Raw genomic sequence first — 19519 nt, 5'->3', positions numbered from 1 at the left:
TTGAATTACCATGAAAGAAAACACTAAGAAGGGTGTAACCCGTCGAGAGTTTCTTGGCCTTTCCGCTCTTGGATTGGCAAGTTTGACTATCTTGCCCAGTTGGGCTGTAAATGGTGTGCGTATCGCACCGAGTGATCGTGTCGTTTTAGGCTTTGTCGGATTAGGACAGCAAGGCTTGTCCGACTTCAAGAGTTTCTCTACATGTCCCGGTGTGCAGGTTGCTGCCTGTTGTGACGTGGATTCCTTGAAACGGGAACGTTTCAAACGTCGTGCCGAAGCCTGGCAGAAGTCTCTGAATGTGGCTCCCCGCTGCGATATGTATGAATTCTATGAAGATTTGCTGGACCGTAAGGATATCGACGTGATTGAAGTGGCAACACCTGACCACTGGCACGCTTTGGTTGCTATCCATGCTTGCCAGAGTGGTAAGGATGTGTACTGCCAGAAGCCGTTGGCTTATACGATTACCGAAGGTTTGGCTGTCGCTCGTGCCGTACGCGATAATAATCGTGTTTTCCAGATCGGTAGCCAGCAGCGTTCGAGCAAGGAGTTCCAGGATGCAATCGCATTGGTCCGTGCCGGTAAGATCGGCCATATCGAAAAGATATATGCCCGTGTCGGCGAACCGCCCAAACCATTGGACTTGCCGGAAATGGATGTCCCCGGTAACCTGAATTTCAATCAGTGGATGGGACCGTTGAACGATCCGAAGATTCATTATCATCCCGATCTTTGTCCTCCTATCTCTCTTGAACCCGAACAGAACGAGAAGTTGTGGGGAGCATGGCGCTGGTACCAGGAAACCGGCAACGGATATACGGCCGATTGGGGGGCTCATATGTTTGATATTGCACAGGCTGCTATCGGTATGGATGGCTCCGGACCGGTAGAGTTTATCCCGAAAGGATATGAAGGCACAGAGTATGCGACGATGAAATATGCCAATGGCATCGTGATGACCGAACAACCTTACCGTGAGGACAATGCCAATGCGCAAGGCATCAAGTTTATCGGCGATAAGGGCTGGTTGAAAGTGGCTCGCGGCTATATCGAATGCTCCGATCCTTCCTTGTTGCCGAAAGAGGAAAAGAAGGTCGGGAAGGGAGAATATGAAGTAAGCTCTCCGCATATGCAGAACTTTATCGACTGCGTCCGTTCGCGTAAAAATCCGATTGCTCCGGTTGAAGTGGGTTGCAGTACGAATACGCTTTGCTGCTTGCAGAACATTGCCCGCGAACTGGGACGCCCTGTTCATTGGGATCCGGCCACCTTGAGTTTCAATGGTGATAAAGAAGCCGAATCGCATCGTTTGTATTGGTACGAATACAGGAACCCATACAAGCTGCCGTATTGTAACAAATAAGAAATATAAGAGGTAAAGGAAGGAGGTGTGTCAAAACTCCTTTATCACGATCTTTAAGGCACGGATTACGCGGATTACACGGAAAGATAATAAATTTATCCGTGTAAATCCGTGAAATCCGTGCCAAAATTATGTCTGTTGTAAGCAGGATTTTCTTTTGACACACCTTCTTTTTTGTATATTTTTTAGTTCGGATAGTGATTATTCCGTTCGCTCTGTTTAATTTTGCCTGATCCAGACAAAAAACATAATGTATCATGAAAACTAATCAACTATTTCTTCTGACAGGATTGGCTGCCGTAGCTCTTCCTGCCTGTGTTCGGAAAGACAAAAAAGAGGTGCCGGAGAAACCTATGAATATTCTCTACATCATGTGTGACGATCATTCTTACCAGACAATCAGTGCTTATGATCATCGTTTTATCGAAACCCCGAATATCGACCGGATTGCCAATGAAGGCCTACGGTTTACGAACAGTTTCGTCGCCAACTCCCTGAGCGGTCCCAGCCGTGCTTGTTTGCTGACGGGCAAGCACAGCCACAAGAATGGCTTTACCGACAATACGAAACGTTTTGACGGCAGCCAGCAGACATTCCCGAAGTTGTTGCAGCAAGCCGGCTATCAGACCGCCGTTGTCGGGAAGTGGCATCTGACTTCCGATCCTACCGGTTTCGATTATTGGAATATCCTGACCGGACAAGGAGATTATTATAATCCGTATTTTATCGATAACGGAGAAAAGAAGCAGATCGAAGGATATGCCACGAACATTACGACTGACTTGGCGCTGGATTGGTTGGACAACAAGCGTGATAAGAACAAACCTTTCTGCCTCTTGCTCCACCACAAAGCTCCTCATCGTACCTGGATGCCGGATACCTGCGATTTGGATTTGTATGAAGATATCGTTTACCCGGTTCCCGAAACGTTCTATGACAAATACGAAGGACGCATTGCCGCATCCGAACAGGAGATGAGTATCATCAAGGATATGGACCTTGTCTATGACTTGAAGATGGCGGATAAGGAAAATGAAATCCATACGGCGACCGGTCTTGAAGAAAACGGCCGTAGCTTGTATAACCGGATGACTCCGGCTCAGAAAGCAGCCTGGGACAGGCATTATGACCCGATCATCAAGAAGTTCAAGGAGCAGAAGTTGACGGGCAAGGCTTTGGCCGAATGGAAATACCAGCAGTACATGCACGATTATCTGCGTGTGATCCATTCCGTAGACCGTAATGTGGGGCGTGTATTGGATTATATGAAGAAGAGCGGTTTATTGGAGAACACTCTGATCGTCTATACTTCCGATCAGGGTTTCTATATGGGTGAACATGGCTGGTTCGATAAACGTTTCATGTATGAAGAATCTTTCCGTACGCCGATGCTGGTCCGTTTTCCTGGCGGTGTTAAAGGCGACATCCCCGAAATGGTCCAGAATATCGACCATGCGGCAACTTTCCTGCAATTGGCAGGCGTTCCTGTTCCCGAAGATATCCAGGGAGATTCTTATTTGCCTTTGTTGAAAGGTGAAAAGCCGAAAGACTGGCGGACTTCCTTGTATTACCATTATTATGAATACCCGGCGGAACACGCTGTGAAACGCCATTATGGTGTCCGTACCGACCGCTATAAATTAATCCATTTCTATAATGATATCGATGTGTGGGAACTTTATGATCTGCAAAACGATCCGATGGAAATGCATGACATCTATAACGAACCGGGCAATGAAGCCTTGATCTACAGTCTGAAAACGGAACTGCATAAATTGCAGAAACAGTACGACGATCCGATCGAGACGGAATTGGCAACGGCGAAGAAATAAGATAGATGGTAATAAAAAAAGGCATTCAGAAATGAATGCCTTTTTTTATTACTTGCCGTAAGATTGTGGAGCATATCGGACTCGAACCGATCACCTTCAGACTGCCAGTCTGACGCTCTAGCCAGATGAGCTAATGCCCCGCGTGACTTATTTTTCAGGTGCAAATATAGGGCTTTTCTTGATATAACCACTATCTTTGCCATAGAATTTTTATAAAAAATAAGATGATTGTTTATAATACGACGTTCCATATAGAAAAAGATATTCTGGATGAAAGCTTGGATTATCTAAAGAAACAGTATATCCCGAAAGCCGTGGACAGCGGGTTTCTGCAGCGGCCATGCCTGCGACGCGTGATGCAGGCGGAGGAGGGAGAAGGCGGCAGTTTCTCCGTCCAGTTTCATGTTAAGAATGTCGATACGTTGAATTTCTGGTTGCAGAACGAAGGAAACAGCCTTCACCGGGCGCTGGTGGCCCGTTTCGGTCACAAGATTACCGGCTTTAGCACTTTACTGGAAGAGATAGACTGGGAGAAATGACGAAAGACCGTGTCATATTGGGCATTGACCCCGGAACGATCGTGATGGGTTACGGAGTGCTGAAGATTGAAGGTAATAAACCTAAACTGGAAGCTATGGGCATACTCCAATTGAATAAATACGAGGATCATTATTTGCGGCTCCGTAAGATTTTTGAGCGGGTTTTGGGACTCATCGACCAGTATCATCCGGACGAACTGGCCATCGAAGCTCCGTTTTTCGGGAAGAACGTACAGAGTATGTTGAAACTGGGCCGTGCACAGGGAGTCGCTATGGCTGCCGCGCTCGAACGGGATATCCCGATATTTGAATATGCCCCGCTAAAGATCAAGATGTCCATTACCGGAAACGGGAATGCGGCAAAAGAACAAGTGGCCGGGATGCTACAGCGCTACCTGCATATTCCGGATGCATCCATGTTACCGCAATTGGATGCGACAGACGGATTGGCGGCTGCCGTCTGTCATTATTTCCAGACGAATAATCCGATACAGGAAAAGAAATATACCGGATGGAAGGACTTTATCGCGAAGAATCCGGGCAAAGTCCGTTGAAATAAAAAAAGGATGCCTGTAATTACAGACATCCCCCTTCTCATAGACACACTTCTCTGTGTATTTAACATACACGGAGATCTATACGATACCCTGTGCCATCATCGCTTTGGCAACTTTCATGAAGCCCGCAATGTTTGCGCCTTTCACATAGTTGATATATTGATCTTCTTTTCCGTGTTCGACGCATTGCTGGTGGATGGCGCTCATGATCTGATGCAGTTTGGCATCGACTTCGGCAGCCGTCCAGGAAATATGCATGGCGTTCTGAGTCATTTCCAGGCCGGAAGTGGCGACACCGCCGGCATTGACAGCCTTGCCCGGAGCAAAGAGTTGTTTGTGTTCGATGAACAGGTCGACAGCTTCGGCCGTACATCCCATGTTGGACACTTCGGCTACGCATAATGTCTTGTTCTCGATCAGCTTGCGTGCATCGTCTGCGTCCAGTTCGTTCTGGGTGGCACAAGGCAGTGCGATGTCCACTTTCTGTTCCCAAGGTTTCTTACCTGGATAGAAGGTCGCGCCGGGGAATTCTTCGGCGTAAGGAGCTACGATGTCATTACCGGAGTTACGCAGTTCCAGCATATAATCGATCTTTTTGCCGGAAATGCCGTCCGGATCATAGATATAGCCGTCCGGGCCGGAGATCGTGACGACCTTTGCCCCCAGTTCGGTCGCTTTTGTGGCAGCTCCCCAAGCGACGTTTCCGAAACCGGAGATAGCGACCGTCTTGCCTTTAATATCTATACCGTGAGTTTCCAACATCTGGTGGACGAAGTAAAGGGCACCGAAACCGGTTGCTTCGGGACGGAGGATAGAGCCGCCGAATTCCATACCTTTACCTGTGAACGTGCCGGTGTTTTCGCGGGCCAGTTTCTTATACATACCGTACATGTAACCGACTTCACGTCCGCCTACTCCGATATCGCCTGCCGGAACATCGCGGTCCGGGCCGAGGTTACGCCATAATTCGAGGATGAACGCCTGGCAGAAACGCATGATCTCTGCATCGCTTTTTCCGCGAGGAGCAAAGTCGGAACCCCCTTTGCCACCGCCCATCGGCAACGTCGTCAAAGCGTTTTTGAAAGTCTGTTCGAATCCCAGGAACTTCAGGATGGACAGGTTGACAGAAGGATGGAAGCGGATGCCGCCCTTGTACGGGCCGATCGCGTTGTTGAATTGCACACGATATCCCAAGTTGACTTGTATTTCCCCTTTGTCGTCTACCCAAGGCACACGGAAGGTGAAAATACGTTCCGGTTCAACCAATCGTTCGATGATTTTAGCTTTCTCGAATTCGGGATGCTGGTTGTACACTTCTTCAATTGAAAGAAGAACTTCTTTTACTGCTTGCAAATACTCCTTTTCGCCCGGATGCTTTGCTTCCAGTGCTGATAAGATTGCTTCTGTCTTCATAGTATATAATTTCTTTTTAAGATAACATTATGTTTGCAAATGTAGGGAATAACCTGGGTTGACCAAATGTTTTGCTTACTTTTTGATAATCGTCCCGTATGTTATTGAACAATGTTCTTTAAGTGAAATTCCGGCTTTCCCTCGATGGGATCCCGGCTTCCCTTTGTGCCGGGAAATGTGCGATACCGTTGGCACAGCCGTTTCCCTGCCATGAAACATTAGTTCCCTGCCTGTGAAACATTAGTTTCATGCCTATGGAACTTTTGTTTCATGCTTGTGGAACTGATTCGGCACTTGCTCAAATCTTGTCACAGGCTTTCGGTTGATTGTTTTTTTCCTTACATTTGGGGCTGTTAATTCTATCAAATCATTATGAGCGGAATACCGGACTTTAAGAACCTTGTGTTTAAGGACACATCATTCGCCAATCTGATGAATAAGCGTATATATAATGTATTGCTTATCGCTACTAAATATGACGCCTTCATGCTGGAGGACGATGGGCGGGTGGACGAGCAGATATTCAATGAATATACGTCACTCAGCCTTCGTTACCCGCCGCGTTTTACACAAGTGACGACAGAGGAGGAGGCGCTTGCCGAGTTGAAAAACCGTAATTTCGAACTGATCATCTGCATGCCGAATATGGATAACCGTGATATTTTCGCGGCGGCGACGGAGATCAAGATTCATTACCCCAATATACCGATCGTAGTCCTCACCCCTTTCTCGAAAGAGGTGTCCAAACGGATTGCCAATGAAGATTTGAGCGCGATCGACTATGTGTTCAGCTGGTTGGGAAATGCGGAGCTGCTGCTTGCCATCATCAAGCTGATCGAGGACAAGATGAATGCGCCGGATGATACGGCGAGCGTCGGTGTCCAGATTATCCTGTTGGTGGAAGATTCCGTCCGTTTCTACTCTTCGGCTTTGCCGCACCTGTATAAGTTCGTGCTGGAACAGAGCCAGATGTTTGCGAAGGAGGCGCTGAACGACCACCAGCGTACGCTCCGTATGCGCGGGCGTCCCAAGATCAAGCTGGCGCGTACTTATGAGGAGGCTGTCCGCATTTTTAACCAGTACCGCGATAATATGTTGGGGATCATCTCGGACATGAGCTTCATGCACGATGGCGTGAAAGATCCCTACGCCGGGTACAAGTTCGGACAGTATGTGCGGAAGACGGGCCTGATCATTCCTTTCGTGCTCGAATCGTCGGAGGCGGGCAATAAAGTATATGCAAAGGAGTTGGGAGCTTCTTTTATCGACAAGAATTCCAAGAGTTACCCGCAGGATCTGAGGAAGAAGATCATGCAGCGTTTCGGTTTCGGCGACTTCGTCATCCTGAATCCGCAGACGAAGGAAGAGATCATGCGCATTAAGGATTTGAAGGATTTGCAAAAGAAGGTCTTTCAGATACCGGACGATTCGCTGGTTTACCACCTGAGCCGTAACCATTTCTCCCGCTTTTTCTATTCCCGTGCCATGTTTCCGCCGGCAGAGGTGCTGAAACGTGTGGATGTGAGCGACTATAAGGATATGGATGAGGCGCGTAAGTTGATTTTCGACCTGATCGTACAGTACCGCCGAATGAAGAACTCCGGTGTCGTTGCGGTCTACCAGAAGGAGCGTTTCGACGAATACAGCAACTTTGCCCGTATAGGCGACGGTTCGTTAGGAGGAAAGGGCAGAGGCCTGGCGTTCATCGGGGCGATGGTGAAGCGTTATCCCAAGTTGGAACACGATCATTTTGCGGTGACCATTCCGAAGACGGTCGTGATCTGTACGGATATCTTCGACGAGTTTATGGAGACGAACGAACTGTATCCGGTCGCTTTGAGTGATGTGGATGATGAGACGATCTTGAAATATTTCCTGCGTGCCAGCCTTCCCGCCCGTCTGATTGAAGACCTGATGGCGTTTTTCGATGTTGTCAAAAGCCCGATTGCCGTCCGTTCGTCCAGCCTTTTGGAAGATTCCCATTATCAACCGTTCGCAGGGATTTATTCTACCTATATGGTACCCAAACTGGAAGATAAATATGAGATGCTCCGTACGTTAAGCGATGCCATAAAAGCGGTCTACGCTTCTGTCTTTTATCGTGACAGTAAAGCATATATGACGGCAACATCGAACCTTATCGACCAGGAAAAGATGGCGATCGTTTTACAGGAAGTGGTGGGGAACCGATACAACGATCGTTTCTATCCGACTATTTCCGGCGTCGCGCGTTCATTGAATTTCTACCCGATTGGAAACGAAAAGGCGGAAGACGGGATTGCTAATATTGCTTTAGGGCTTGGCAAGTATATCGTGGACGGGGGGCAGACGCTGCGTTTTTCTCCCCGCCATCCGCACAATATTTTGCAGATGAGCACGATGGACTTTGCGCTGCGTGAGACGCAGACGCGTTATTACGCACTCGATCTGAAGAACCTGACAGAGCAATTCTCCGTTGACGATTCGTTTAACCTGCTTTGCCTGAACCTGAAAGATGCCGATGCTGACGGTTCGTTGAAGTTCATTGTCTCGACCTACGATCCTTATGACCAGATCATTCGTGACGGTTACTATCCCGGCGGCCGCAAGATATTGTCTTTCGTCAATATCCTTCAGCATGACGTGTTCCCGCTTGCCGATACGCTTGACCAGATTCTGCATGTCGGGCAGGATGAGATGGGACGTCCCGTCGAGATTGAATTTGCGGTTAATATCGATCCGCAGAACCTTGCCACTGGTAAGGACGGCGCCCCTACCGCCACTTTCTATCTGCTTCAGATCCGCCCGATCGTGGACAACAAGGAGGTGATGGAAGAAGACTTGACACTCGTCGGTCAGGAGGATACGATACTCTCGTCGACCAGTGTCCTGGGGCATGGCATTGTGACGGATGTGCAAGACATTATATATGTGAAGACCGGAGCTTTCAGCTCTTCCAACAACCAGTTGATCGCCTACGACATCGAGAAGATGAACCGCGGGTTCACTGCAGAGGAAAAGAATTATGTGTTGGTCGGTCCCGGCCGTTGGGGCAGCAGCGATTCCTGGCTGGGCATTCCGGTGAAATGGCCGCATATCAGCAATGCTCGCGTCATCGTGGAATGCGGATTGGAAAACTATCGCGTCGATCCGAGCCAGGGGACGCATTTCTTCCAGAATCTGACTTCGTTCGGTGTCGGCTATTTTACGATCAATCCGTTTAAGGGAGATGGCTGGTTCGATGAAGGATATCTGAACTCCTTGCCTGCCGTGGAGGAAACCGAATATCTCCGCCATGTCCGTTTCGACAAGCCGATCGTGATCAAGATGGACGGAAAGAAGAGTTTGGGAGTGGTGTTGAAACCGGAAAAGTAAAATGATAAATAAAGGAAGGTGTGTCAAAATATAAAATAGAGCGCAGATGACACAGATTCAACAGATAACCACAGATTTTTATTTTATTGATTTGCAATAATCAATCTGTGTGAATCAGTCTCATCTGTGTTATCTGTGCTCTAATATACAGATTAATGACACACCCCCGAAAACGGCCGGGCTATGTTCTGATTTAGTCTTTCTTTTTGATGAAATCCGAAGGATAGTTTACCGTGTTGATCACTTCCCCGCCTTTCAGGCGAATCCAAGTTTTGAAGTTGGTGGAGCCTTCGGCCATTTCGATCACGCGGGCGCCGTTGCTCAGGTTGTTGTACACCGTGTCGCCACCGGTGTAACGACCGTAGGCCAGCAGGATGCCTTTCCAGAAAACGGCATAGTCGTCGTCATGGTCGTGCCCGACAAATACACCTAAGATATCTCCCATTTCTTTCATCGAAGCGAACATGCCGGAGTTGAGTTGCGGAGCGCACGCCTTTTCCTTTCGTGTGCCGACCAAAATAGCCGTTTCGTCCGATGCAGCCTGGTTGTATTCCGGCAGGGCGATGTGGAAGAATGCCAGCGAGGGCAGGGGAGTGCCACCGTTTTGTTTCGTGTATTTCGCGCTGTTTTCGCGATACCATTGGATCTGGTCGAACTTGATGTAATCGTAGCCGCCTATCCCTTTGATCTGTGAGTATGAATGCGAGTCCAGACAATACAGGATGGCTGCGTCTTTCTTCCCATCGGACGATTTCAGGGGAAGAATAAAGTTGGTCGCCCCTACGACTCCTGCCACGGAATCGGTCAGGTTATAAGGTATCGTCTGTATGATATCGAATAGCTGGGTACGGGTAAGTCCCTGTTCGTTGTCGTGGTTGCCGAATGTCACACCGAACGGTATCTTGCGGTTGGCAGCTAAGTTCAGGATCGTGCGCATTCCTTCCTCTGCCGGCTGACCGTAGATGACGTCGCCTGTGAATAGCACTAAGTCCGGCTTTTCCGCATCCAGCACTTCGTTGATGCGTTCGAGGGAAACGGCAGACTTGGGATTCCCGTGAATGTAGTGTACGTCCGTGAACTGTACGATTTTGAATTTGCCGTCTTTATTGAACTTCAAGGCGGGCTTCTGTGCGTGGCCTGGTTGCAGGCATCCGATCACAAGTGAAAGGATAATAAGAAGTTGTTTCATCTTTAAATGGTTTTTATTTATGAATTGTTTATTCGATTGTGATGTCAAACTGATCTGTTTTCTCATATCCGTATTTCATTCTGTTCCACCAAAGCTCCGGTACATAAAACCCCTTTGACGTTCTTCGTAGCAAAGATATCGAATTATCATGATTGATTCTAATTCGATACCTTTTAATTTAACGAACAATAACCCCTGTTTCCTGCTTTTTCTATTTCGATCAAACTCTCGGATCATTTTAGTTTGATATTTTGATACTGTTTTTTCTTTTTTGCTGATAAACGGAAATATGATATCGGCAGGAAATGAAGAAATGTTGTTTGAGAGAGATGGAAAAGGGGGAAAACGATTGCATTTTGGAAAAGCTTAACCTCTTGAGAATGGGCTGTAGTAAAAAAGATGGGCGGCGGCTTTGAATATTTAAAAAGAAATCATGGGCTTTATGGGCATGAAGACGGTCGTCATTGGAATGAAGACGGTCGTTGTTGACGTGAGGTGCCGAAATCATCGTATATGAAGACGGTCGTCAAGGGGATGAAGACCGTCTTCGTTGCAAAAAACTGCGCACTTCACGGCAGAATAGTCTTTTTGAAGGGTAAAAATCCGGAATTTATGGCTATTCATAAAGGATGTGTCTCCTTGTTAAGGAAACGAAATTATACAATAAGTGTCTGTACCCACTTTTCTGCCATCGCCAATGTCTCCGGTTTTCCGACATCTATCAGATGAAGATTTTCATCTGCATAAGCGTGGATATTGGTTTTTGCACAGATGGACAGATAGAAGTTGATAATGGAGAATTTGCCGGTCCACTCTTCCATATAGTCGAATATTTGGGGAGACAATACATGGATGCCGCTGAATGCATACTCGTTGTATTGTTTCGGATCAAAATCCGGATAAAACGATTTGACTTCTCCTGTCTCATGATTATGCCAACCACATAATTTATTTTCTTTATTGAATAGCAAATAGCGGGAGGTGTTGCGCTTGCTGACCAATAATGTAGCCAAAGGATTCGTTTCCAGATGATGATTGTAAAGTGCACGCAAATCGATGTTGGACAGGATATCGACATTATGCACCAGAAATGGCTCGTTGCCTTGCAGGAATGCAGCGGCGTGCTTGATACCTCCTCCGGTATCGAGCAGGTAGTCGCGTTCGTCGGATATATGTATTTCGATGCCGAAGTTGTTATTGGCCGTCAGGAAATCGATGATCTGGTCTCCCAAATGATGGATGTTGATGGCGATCTGGTGAAAACCGGCATCTTTCAATTTAAGGATTACATGTTCGAGCATAGGTTTTCCACTGATAGGAAGTAATGCTTTTGGAGTACTGTCGGTCAGCGGTTTGAGTCGTGTTCCCAAACCGGCTGCGAAAATCATAGCTTTCATAATATTGCGTTAAAGAGTTGTTCAATGTTTTGTTCCCTGTGCACGAGGTCTACCCGGACACCGAACTTGGAATGAATATGTTCCGCCATATGCTGGGCGGAGTAGACCGAACGGTGTTGGCCTCCCGTGCAACCGAAGCAAACCATCAGATTGGTGAATCCCCGGTCCATGTAACGTTTGACAGAAGCATCCACAATCTCGTAAGCATGATCCAGGAAGCGGGTGATCTCTCCATCTTCTTCGAGGAAACGGATCACCGGTTCGTCCAATCCGGTAAAATGGTTGTAACGTTCGTATTTACCGGGGTTATTGATGGCGCGGCAGTCAAAGACAAACCCGCCGCCATTGCCGCTCGGGTCGTTGGGGATTCCTTTTTTATAGGCAAAGCTGACAATCTTGACTTTGAGCGTATGCTTTTGAATGTCGTCATAGAATTGGGACAGATTCGTCAGATCCCGTAGTACGGTGCATAAATAGGGATACTCCGGATAATCTTCTTTCAAAAGCTGCCGGAGGTTATCGATGGCGAAGGGGACACTTTGGATGAAATGCGGTTTCTTCTCGAAATATCCCCGGAAACCGTAGGCTCCCAAGACCTGTAAAGTCCTGAAAAGAACGAAATGGCGTAATTGCCGGAAAAAATGTTTTTCGTCTATTTCCGTATATCCGCGTAGCGCTTGCAGATAATCGCCGATCAATTCCTGTCTCAATTCAGCCGGATATTTGGCTTTCGCCTGCCAGAGGAAAGAAGCGACATCATAGTAGATCGGGCCTTTGCGTCCTCCCTGGAAGTCGATGAACCAGGGTTCACCGTCTTTTACCATCACGTTACGCGACTGGAAATCCCGGTACATGAATGTCGGAGTGCAATCCTGCAACAGGACATCGCTCATTTTCTGGAAATCGTCTTCCAAAAGGTTTTCCTGGAATTCCATTCCGGTAGCTTTCAGGAAACAGTATTTGAAATAGTTCAGATCCCAGAGGATCGAACGTTGGTTGAATTCGGGTTGGGGGTAACATTGGTTGAAGTCGAACCCCTCCGCACCTTTAAACTGAAGGGCCGGCAGAAGCGTGATCGTCTTGTGCAGCAAAGACTTTTCCGTCTCGTCGAAGAAACAACTTTTCCGTCCTTTCTCGATTGCTTGGAAGAGCAAGGCGTCGCCCAGGTCTTCCTGGAGATAGAATGATTTGTCATCCGACCAGCAATAAACCCGGGGAACGGGCAATCCTTTTTCCCGGAAATGTGCGGCCATATAAATAAAGGCATTGTTTTCCTCTATGGAAGTTCCGCTTACCCCGATCAGGGGAACGGGACCTGACAATCTGAAATACCGGCGGTTAGAGCCGGAAGAGGATAGTTCGGTTATATCAGTTGCAGGCGAACCGGTATGTGTCTGGTAAAGTTGTTTTAATTCTTCAGTTATCATGTCTTTTTATTTTCGGCACTAAAGTAACAAACAATTGACAATTGGCAATTGACAATGGATAATTTTCGTCTGAAAATAAAAAAGCGGGCGTAACCGTTGCACCGGAACGCCCGCTTTTTTATTTTCGTCTGAAAATAAAAAAGCGGGCGTAACCGTTGCACCGGAACGCCCGCTTTCTTCATAACCATTAATCTCGAATAGTCTCTCTCTCTTTAGTTATCAATTGCCAATTGATTAAAGGATGCCTTGTGCCATCATTGCTTTGGCTACCTTCATGAAGCCCGCAACGTTTGCTCCTTTCACGTAGTTTGTGTAACCGTCGGCTTGCTTGCCGTATTTTACACATTGTTCGTGGATATTCTGCATGATGCTTTTCAGTTTGGCATCTACCTCTTCGCTGCTCCAGCTCAGTTTCTGGGCGTTCTGGGTCATTTCCAGACCGGAAACAGATACACCGCCGGCATTGGCTGCCTTACCCGGAGCATACAGGATCTTGGCTTCGAGGAAGGCGTCGATAGCTTCAGGAGTAGAGGGCATGTTCGCGCCTTCCGATACGGCGATACACCCGTTGGCAAGCAATGTCTTGGCATCTTCGCCGTTCAGTTCGTTCTGGGTTGCACTCGGCATTGCGATATCGCATTTTTCTCCCCAGGGACGGGCGCCTGCCACATACTTGCAACCGTATTGTTCCGCATATTCACGGATACGGCCGCGATAGAGGTTTTTCAGTTCCATGATGTAATCCAGTTTTGCACGGTCGATACCGTCCGGATCGTAGATGTAACCGTCCGAGTCGGACATTGTCACGACTTTGGCGCCGAGGCTGATCAGCTTTTCTACGGTATATTGGGCTACGTTACCTGAACCTGAAACGCAAACGGTCTTTCCTTTGATGTCGATTCCCTTTGTTTTCAGCATTTCCAGCAGGAAGTAAACATTTCCGTAACCGGTAGCTTCGGGACGGATCAGTGAACCGCCGAATTCGCGTCCTTTGCCGGTGAATGTTCCCGTGTTCTCCTGAGCCAGTTTTTTGTACATTCCGTACATATAGCCGACTTCACGTCCGCCAACGCCTATGTCGCCTGCGGGGACATCCGTGTCCGGGCCGATATGACGCCACAATTCCAATACGAAAGCCTGGCAGAAACGCATGATTTCAGCGTTTGACTTACCACGCGGGCTGAAGTCGGAACCCCCTTTGCCACCGCCCATCGGCAGGGTTGTCAGCGAGTTCTTGAAAGTCTGTTCGAAAGCCAGGAATTTAAGGATCGACTGGTTTACGGAAGCGTGGAAACGGATACCGCCTTTGTACGGGCCGATTGCATTGTTATGCTGGATACGGTATCCCATGTTGGTTTGGATCTGTCCTTTATCATCCGTCCAAGTTACACGGAAAGAGAAAATACGATCGGGGATACAAAGACGTTCGATCAGATTGCTCTTTTCGAATTCGGGATGTTCATTGTAAGCCTCTTCGATTGTTCCTAATACTTCTGAAACTGCCTGATGATATTCCGGTTCATTCGGAAATCTTCTTTTTAAGTTGTCTAAAACTTCACTTGCCTTCATAAGACTGATTTTATTTAGAATGTTATATTTATAATATCAATTTGTTAATCGACCGTCGTTTTTTCAACGACCTCGCAAAGGTAAGCTAAAATTTTATGCAAACAAATTTTTGAAAGAAAAAATGCGATAAAAATATCATTTCGGTATTTTAATCGGGTAAAAGCAATCAAATGTTACTCATCTCTTCGTCTTCTGCTCTTATAAATGGGGACGAACACAATGATAGCTGACGCTATCAAGGTGAAAACGATGTCGAAGGTTATCTTTTCGTTGTATGCAAGCATCATGTAGCACAAGATTCCCCACAAAAGAGTGATACATACGGCTTGACTATTTGTAATCTTTCTGCGTGCCATAGTTTACATTTGTTTAGTTGGATGAAACAAGCGAGCCGAAGTAAATGACCAAAGCCAGGAATACGGCTACAAGGATGAAAAGGACGATGATTTGCTTTTCGAGGGAAAGATGGCGGAGGAACGGAATGTGACGCGTCCAACCTGAAACGGCTTGGATCTGTTCGTCTTCTTCATCTTCTTTCGGAAATTCGTAACCGTTTGCTTCCAAGATCTCCATTGCACGGGGGACTTCGCTTTCAAGCAGCTCGATGCGGATGCCGCCCATGTCGGCCGGGTACATGATCTGGCTCGTATATTCGTTTCTCAGATAACATTTGATTCCTTCCGATTTCAGGAGGGACTCGAGTATCTGTGCCTCTTCCGGTTCATAGAAACGGGCTATTTCGACTATTTTATCTTCCATATTAATATGTTGTTAATGTAAATACTGATTTACCCGTTTATTAATTTGTTCGCGATTTCTGTTGCCTGGCGGATACGGTCGGCCATGCCGATACCGCCTTTGATGTTTCCGGCCAGCGTGAGGCCGGGGTAGGCCGCTTGCAGTTCGTCGATCGTTTCGAAGCGGGCGCCGCTACTCTGTTCGTATTGCGGAATGGCATGTTCGTGGCGGAAGATACGGATCATATCGGGCTCTGTCTCCTCCGGGAATTTGAGCATGGCATGGAGCTCGTGCCTGATGAGCGCTTTTAGTTCCTCTTCCGGCCAGGTCGTCAGGTCGGCATGCTTCACGCCTCCGATAAAGAACGAGAAGAGAGCACCCTCTTCCGGAGCCCGTCCGGCAAAACACGCGGAGGGGAAAAGAATGCCGAGCACGTCTTTTTTCTCGCAGGAAGGGACCAGGCCTCCGAAGGCATCGAAACGTAATCCGCCAGTGTCGTGGAATCCGACGCTGGCTTGTACGACCGGTGCATAATGCAGGTTACTGATCCGCTCCATCTTTTCTTTCGGGACGAAAGGCAGCAGGTCTGGCAATGTATAAGCGCCGGTAGTCGTGACGATCCGCTCCGCAAGAATAGCCTGTTCGCCGTCGGCTGTCGAATAGGTGACCATCCATTTGTTTGTACAAGGCCGGATCGTGACGTCGGCGGCTGAAAGGGTGATACGGGCCGGACCGATCGCCCCGGCCATCGCATCGGTCAGCTTGTCCAATCCTCCGTCGGCGGAAAATACTTTCTTGCTGGCGAGGCGGTCGCGATCTGTTTTCGGTTGCTTGGCTTTCGCGATGGTTCCGCGGATGAAGCTCCCGTATTGCTGTTCCAGGTTGTAGAGCTTCGGGAGCGCATAACGAGTGACGAGTTTCATCGGATCGCCGGCATAGACACCGGATAGGAACGGGTCTACCGCATAGTGCAGGAACGATTTACCCAGGCGGCGGGCAGCTAATTCCCCGACAGACTCATCCGGGTTATTCCCTTTTGCCCGAAACGGCTCTCCGAGGATACGGAACTTGTCGCCAAGCGTAAACAAAGGAGTCGTGACCGCGCTGAACAGTCCGGACGGGAGAGCCCGGAACCGCTCCCCTTTCCAGATCAGCCGGCGTTTGGATTCTTCGCGGGCAGTCTCCAGTGCACAGGCAGGGGAGAGGGCTTCGAATAGTTCGGCGACTTCGGGATAGGAGACTACACCTGTGTTGGGGCCGCTTTCGTAGACAAAATCCTTTTCGCGGAACGTATGGATTTGTCCTCCGACGCGATCAGCCTTTTCGAGGATATGAATGTCTTTTCCGGCGCGGGCCAACCAGAAGCCGGTTGTCAATCCGGTCAATCCGGCACCGATAATCAAAATATCTGTCTGTTGGGGTTCCATTGCGTTATACCGGTTTAGAAAATGATTTATTTGTTCCGAGCATCAGCTTGTCCAGCGAAGCGGCTATGTTTCGGACGAAAAGCCTGCCTTCGGGCGTCATCCTGATTTGGTTTTCGTCGAATTCGATCAATCCGTCTTCTGCAAATTCGCGGAGACGCGCTTCGTCGTAGGCGGTCGCTTGCTTGATGGAGCGGGCGGGGACGGAAAGCAGTTCCGACAATTCGTTCCAGTCGATCCGGTAGTTGCACATCAGCATTTCGATCACTTCCCGCGTAATCTGTTCCTCCCGGCTCAGGAGATATCCTTTGGCGACAGGCAAGATGCCGGCTTCGACTTTCTCGATATACTCCATGATGTCTTTTGTGTTCTGGGCGTAAGCCGTTCCGAGCTGGCTGATCCCGGTCACGCCGAAAGCATAGACCTGGCCGGTAGTGCGGCGTGTGCAATATCCCTGGAAATTACGATGCAGCTGTCCGTTCTGCAAAGCCGTGTACAACTCGTCGTCTTGGCGGACGAAATGATCCAGCCCGATCGGCTGGTAGTCCGCTTCGCAGAGGATTTTGCGGGCCGCTTCGAACATCCGGCTCTTCTCGTCACCGGATGGCAGTCCGGTTTGTTCCAGCACCTTCTGCCGGGGGAAAGCCCAGGGCACATGGGCATAAGAAAAGGTGACGAGCCGGTCCGGTTTCAGGGAAACTGCCTTTTCGATCGTTTCGGCAAAACTCGCTTCCGTCTGGTGGGGCAGGCCGTAGAGGAAATCCATATTGATGCGTACTTCGCATGAGCGCAGGGCTGCCACGATCTCTTCCGGTCGCAGCAGAGAGGCTTTCCGGTGCACGGTTTTCAGGACTTGTTCGTTGAAATCCTGCATACCGATACTGAACCGGTTGAATCCGATTTTTGTCAGTTTGACCCAATCACGTTCCGTCATCCAGCCAGGGTGGCATTCGATTGCTATCTCCGGGTCGCAGATATGGCGGAACTCGTTTAAAACATGTGCGTTCAACTCTTCCAGTTCGAGCGCAGGGAGAGAGGTCGGAGTACCTCCGCCGTAATGAACCTGCGAGATCTTGCGTTTCTTGTCGAGCAAAGGAAGCACCAGGTCGATCTCCTTGTGCAATGCCGCTATATACCGGTCTATGGTTTCCAGCTTCGGAAAAGCATAGGAATTGCACCCGCAATAATGGCAGAGGCGCCGGCAGAAGGGAATATGAAAATAGAAAGAAATCAACTCCGGCTGCTGGCGGTTGGATTTACGGATGGCATCCGCATAATTCCGGCTTGTGAATCCGTCATGGAAATAGTTGGCAGGCGGATAACTGGTGTATCGGGGAACCGGCACATTGTATTTTTCTAAGAGTTCCTGTTTCATATCGTACTTGTCTTTTTTCTGAAAACCGTTATTATATAAATGAGGGATATCAGGGCGATGCTTGCCTCGAAGAAGAAGAGCCCGTGATAGCCCGTATGATCTGCAATTCTCCCGCTCAGGATGGCCATCAACATGCCGCTGAGATGCGTGATGACCGTCTGGATCGTGAAATCCGTCCCTTCGCGTCCGGGGCGTACACAGTCCATGGCGGTCGTATAGACCACGATCGTCGCCATCCCGTAGCTGCCCCACAGAAGGAAAATCCCGCCATAGAGCAAGGGGGTCGTGGGATGCACGTACGAAAGTCCGAGGAAATAGAGTGTCGCCATCAAGACGAATACCGCAAACAGGATGCGTGCCCTGAAACGGCCGATACGGCGTACGATCATCCCTCCGGCAAACGAGGAGAGGAACCCGACGAATGTCCCCGCCACTCCGCTCATCACCCCGATCTCTTTCATGTCGTAGCCCAGGTCGACCAACCAAGGCTTCAACATGGCGAGCGTACCGATCAGTCCGGAATAGTAGAGGAAGAGGAAACCGATCTGTTTCCAGATGCTCCGGCGGGCGAAGAAATAGATCACGTCGGCCTTTTTGGCCCGTTCATGCGTGTCCTTCGGCTGGATGCGGATGCCTTTGTTGAAGAAGAGCGGCAGAAGGGCGGCGATGACGAACAGCGCGACGCAAGGCAGCAGGCCGTTCCATCCGATCTGCTTGAAGAGCAGGAGCAAGACTCCGCCCCCGATCATCGAGCCGCCGAAACTTCCCATCGACTGCATGCTGTTGACCATGCTTTTATCTTTCCGGCTAAAGGCGAGTACCGCCAGCGCGTCGGTCGCGATATCTTGTGTGGCGGAGGCGATGAAGGAAACGATAATCAGGGCGACGATCGTATAGAAGTCCGTATGGAAATCGAGGAAAGCGACGGAGAAGATCAAGCCGGCGTAGATCAGTTCGGAAGAAAAAATCCACCGTTTATAGTCGCCCGTCGTCACGGCATGGCGGTCTACCATCGGCGACCAGAGGAATTTCAGGATCCAGGGCAGCTTGATCAGCTGGAGAAGCCCGATGGCCGAGAGTGAAAAGTCCTCCTGCCGCATCATGACGGGGATGACGGTGGAAAAGAAACTCATCGGGATCGTCTGCGCAATGTAGAGGCAGAAGAAGGTCGCGAGGTTGTATGTTTTGTCTTTCTGTATCATCAAATATCTTGTTTATCTGTTTCCGGAAGTTCCCGAAATGCTCAAAAATGGTTTTTGGGGCTTTCGGAAAGTTCCGACACCTTCAAAAATGTTTTTTGGGGCTTTCGGGAAGTCCGGACACCTTCAAAAATGATTTTTTT

General features: G+C 48.7%; 15 protein-coding genes and 1 tRNA gene. 5 read left to right on the top strand and 11 right to left on the bottom strand.

Going from position 1 to position 19519, the window contains the following annotated elements; all coding sequences use genetic code 11:
* Window positions 1–10: 10 nt before the first annotated feature.
* Entirely contained in the window at window positions 11–1363 is a 1353-nt protein-coding gene (locus tag ACW6QF_RS07045) for a Gfo/Idh/MocA family protein (RefSeq protein ID WP_298552946.1), read from the top strand.
* 257 nt (window positions 1364–1620) lie between these two features.
* On the top strand, window positions 1621–3195 hold the full coding sequence (locus ACW6QF_RS07040) for a sulfatase family protein (protein WP_456087286.1): 1575 nt from the start codon (window positions 1621–1623) through the stop codon (window positions 3193–3195).
* A gap of 66 nt (window positions 3196–3261) precedes the next feature.
* Here ACW6QF_RS07040 and ACW6QF_RS07035 read toward each other — a convergent pair.
* Window positions 3262–3335 (bottom strand) — tRNA-Ala (locus ACW6QF_RS07035).
* Window positions 3336–3419: 84 nt separating this feature from the next.
* Between ACW6QF_RS07035 and ACW6QF_RS07030 the strand changes: the two genes are divergently transcribed.
* Together ACW6QF_RS07030 and ruvC are read left to right on the top strand one after the other, a co-directional pair.
* Entirely contained in the window at window positions 3420–3734 is a 315-nt protein-coding gene (locus ACW6QF_RS07030) for a DUF4286 family protein (RefSeq protein ID WP_298552948.1), read from the top strand.
* Window positions 3731–4288: a crossover junction endodeoxyribonuclease RuvC gene (ruvC, locus tag ACW6QF_RS07025; protein ID WP_298552949.1), complete on the top strand. Its 558-nt coding sequence runs from the start codon at window positions 3731–3733 to the stop codon at window positions 4286–4288. The genes ACW6QF_RS07030 and ruvC overlap by 4 nt, the downstream gene beginning before the upstream one ends.
* Window positions 4289–4369: 81 nt before the next feature.
* Here ruvC and gdhA read toward each other — a convergent pair whose 3' ends face one another.
* Entirely contained in the window at window positions 4370–5704 is a 1335-nt protein-coding gene (gdhA, locus tag ACW6QF_RS07020) for an NADP-specific glutamate dehydrogenase (protein ID WP_298552950.1), read from the bottom strand.
* 372 nt (window positions 5705–6076) lie between these two features.
* Between gdhA and ACW6QF_RS07015 the strand changes: the two genes are divergently transcribed.
* Window positions 6077–9058: a PEP/pyruvate-binding domain-containing protein gene (locus tag ACW6QF_RS07015; RefSeq protein WP_456087285.1), complete on the top strand. Its 2982-nt coding sequence runs from the start codon at window positions 6077–6079 to the stop codon at window positions 9056–9058.
* A gap of 193 nt (window positions 9059–9251) precedes the next feature.
* Here the strand turns inward: ACW6QF_RS07015 and ACW6QF_RS07010 are convergent, their stop codons facing one another.
* The 9 genes from ACW6QF_RS07010 to ACW6QF_RS06970 all read right to left on the bottom strand — a co-directional run bounded on the left by ACW6QF_RS07010 (window position 9252) and on the right by ACW6QF_RS06970 (window position 19379).
* Entirely contained in the window at window positions 9252–10247 is a 996-nt protein-coding gene (locus ACW6QF_RS07010; RefSeq protein WP_456087284.1) for a metallophosphoesterase family protein, read from the bottom strand.
* A gap of 656 nt (window positions 10248–10903) precedes the next feature.
* Window positions 10904–11644 carry a nucleotidyltransferase family protein gene (locus ACW6QF_RS07005; protein ID WP_456087283.1) on the bottom strand — a complete coding sequence of 247 codons (741 nt, stop codon included), beginning with the start codon at window positions 11642–11644 and terminating at the stop codon, window positions 10904–10906.
* Complete coding sequence (locus ACW6QF_RS07000) at window positions 11641–13071, bottom strand: RapZ C-terminal domain-containing protein (protein WP_456087282.1); 1431 nt, start codon at window positions 13069–13071, stop codon at window positions 11641–11643. Before ACW6QF_RS07000 ends, ACW6QF_RS07005 begins: the two co-directional genes overlap by 4 nt.
* 234 nt (window positions 13072–13305) lie before the next feature.
* The gene (locus ACW6QF_RS06995; protein WP_298552956.1) at window positions 13306–14640 is read right to left on the bottom strand and encodes an NADP-specific glutamate dehydrogenase; all 1335 of its coding nucleotides are present in this window, start codon (window positions 14638–14640) and stop codon (window positions 13306–13308) included.
* Between the two features lie 173 nt (window positions 14641–14813).
* Window positions 14814–14996 (bottom strand): hypothetical protein, encoded by a 183-nt coding sequence (locus ACW6QF_RS06990; RefSeq protein WP_456087281.1) that lies wholly within the window; start codon window positions 14994–14996, stop codon window positions 14814–14816.
* 13 nt (window positions 14997–15009) lie between these two features.
* Window positions 15010–15399 (bottom strand): putative signal transducing protein, encoded by a 390-nt coding sequence (locus tag ACW6QF_RS06985; RefSeq protein WP_298552957.1) that lies wholly within the window; start codon window positions 15397–15399, stop codon window positions 15010–15012.
* A 29-nt stretch (window positions 15400–15428) separates the two neighbouring features.
* On the bottom strand, window positions 15429–16805 hold the full coding sequence (gene hemG, locus ACW6QF_RS06980; protein WP_298552958.1) for a protoporphyrinogen oxidase: 1377 nt from the start codon (window positions 16803–16805) through the stop codon (window positions 15429–15431).
* A 4-nt stretch (window positions 16806–16809) separates the two neighbouring features.
* Entirely contained in the window at window positions 16810–18177 is a 1368-nt protein-coding gene (gene hemN, locus ACW6QF_RS06975) for an oxygen-independent coproporphyrinogen III oxidase (RefSeq protein WP_298552959.1), read from the bottom strand.
* Window positions 18174–19379 (bottom strand): MFS transporter, encoded by a 1206-nt coding sequence (locus ACW6QF_RS06970; RefSeq protein ID WP_456087280.1) that lies wholly within the window; start codon window positions 19377–19379, stop codon window positions 18174–18176. The genes hemN and ACW6QF_RS06970 overlap by 4 nt, the downstream gene beginning before the upstream one ends.
* Window positions 19380–19519 lie beyond the last annotated feature (140 nt).

This window comes from Parabacteroides sp. (assembly GCF_977054455.1).
This window is presented reverse-complemented; position numbering and strand designations above follow the sequence as displayed.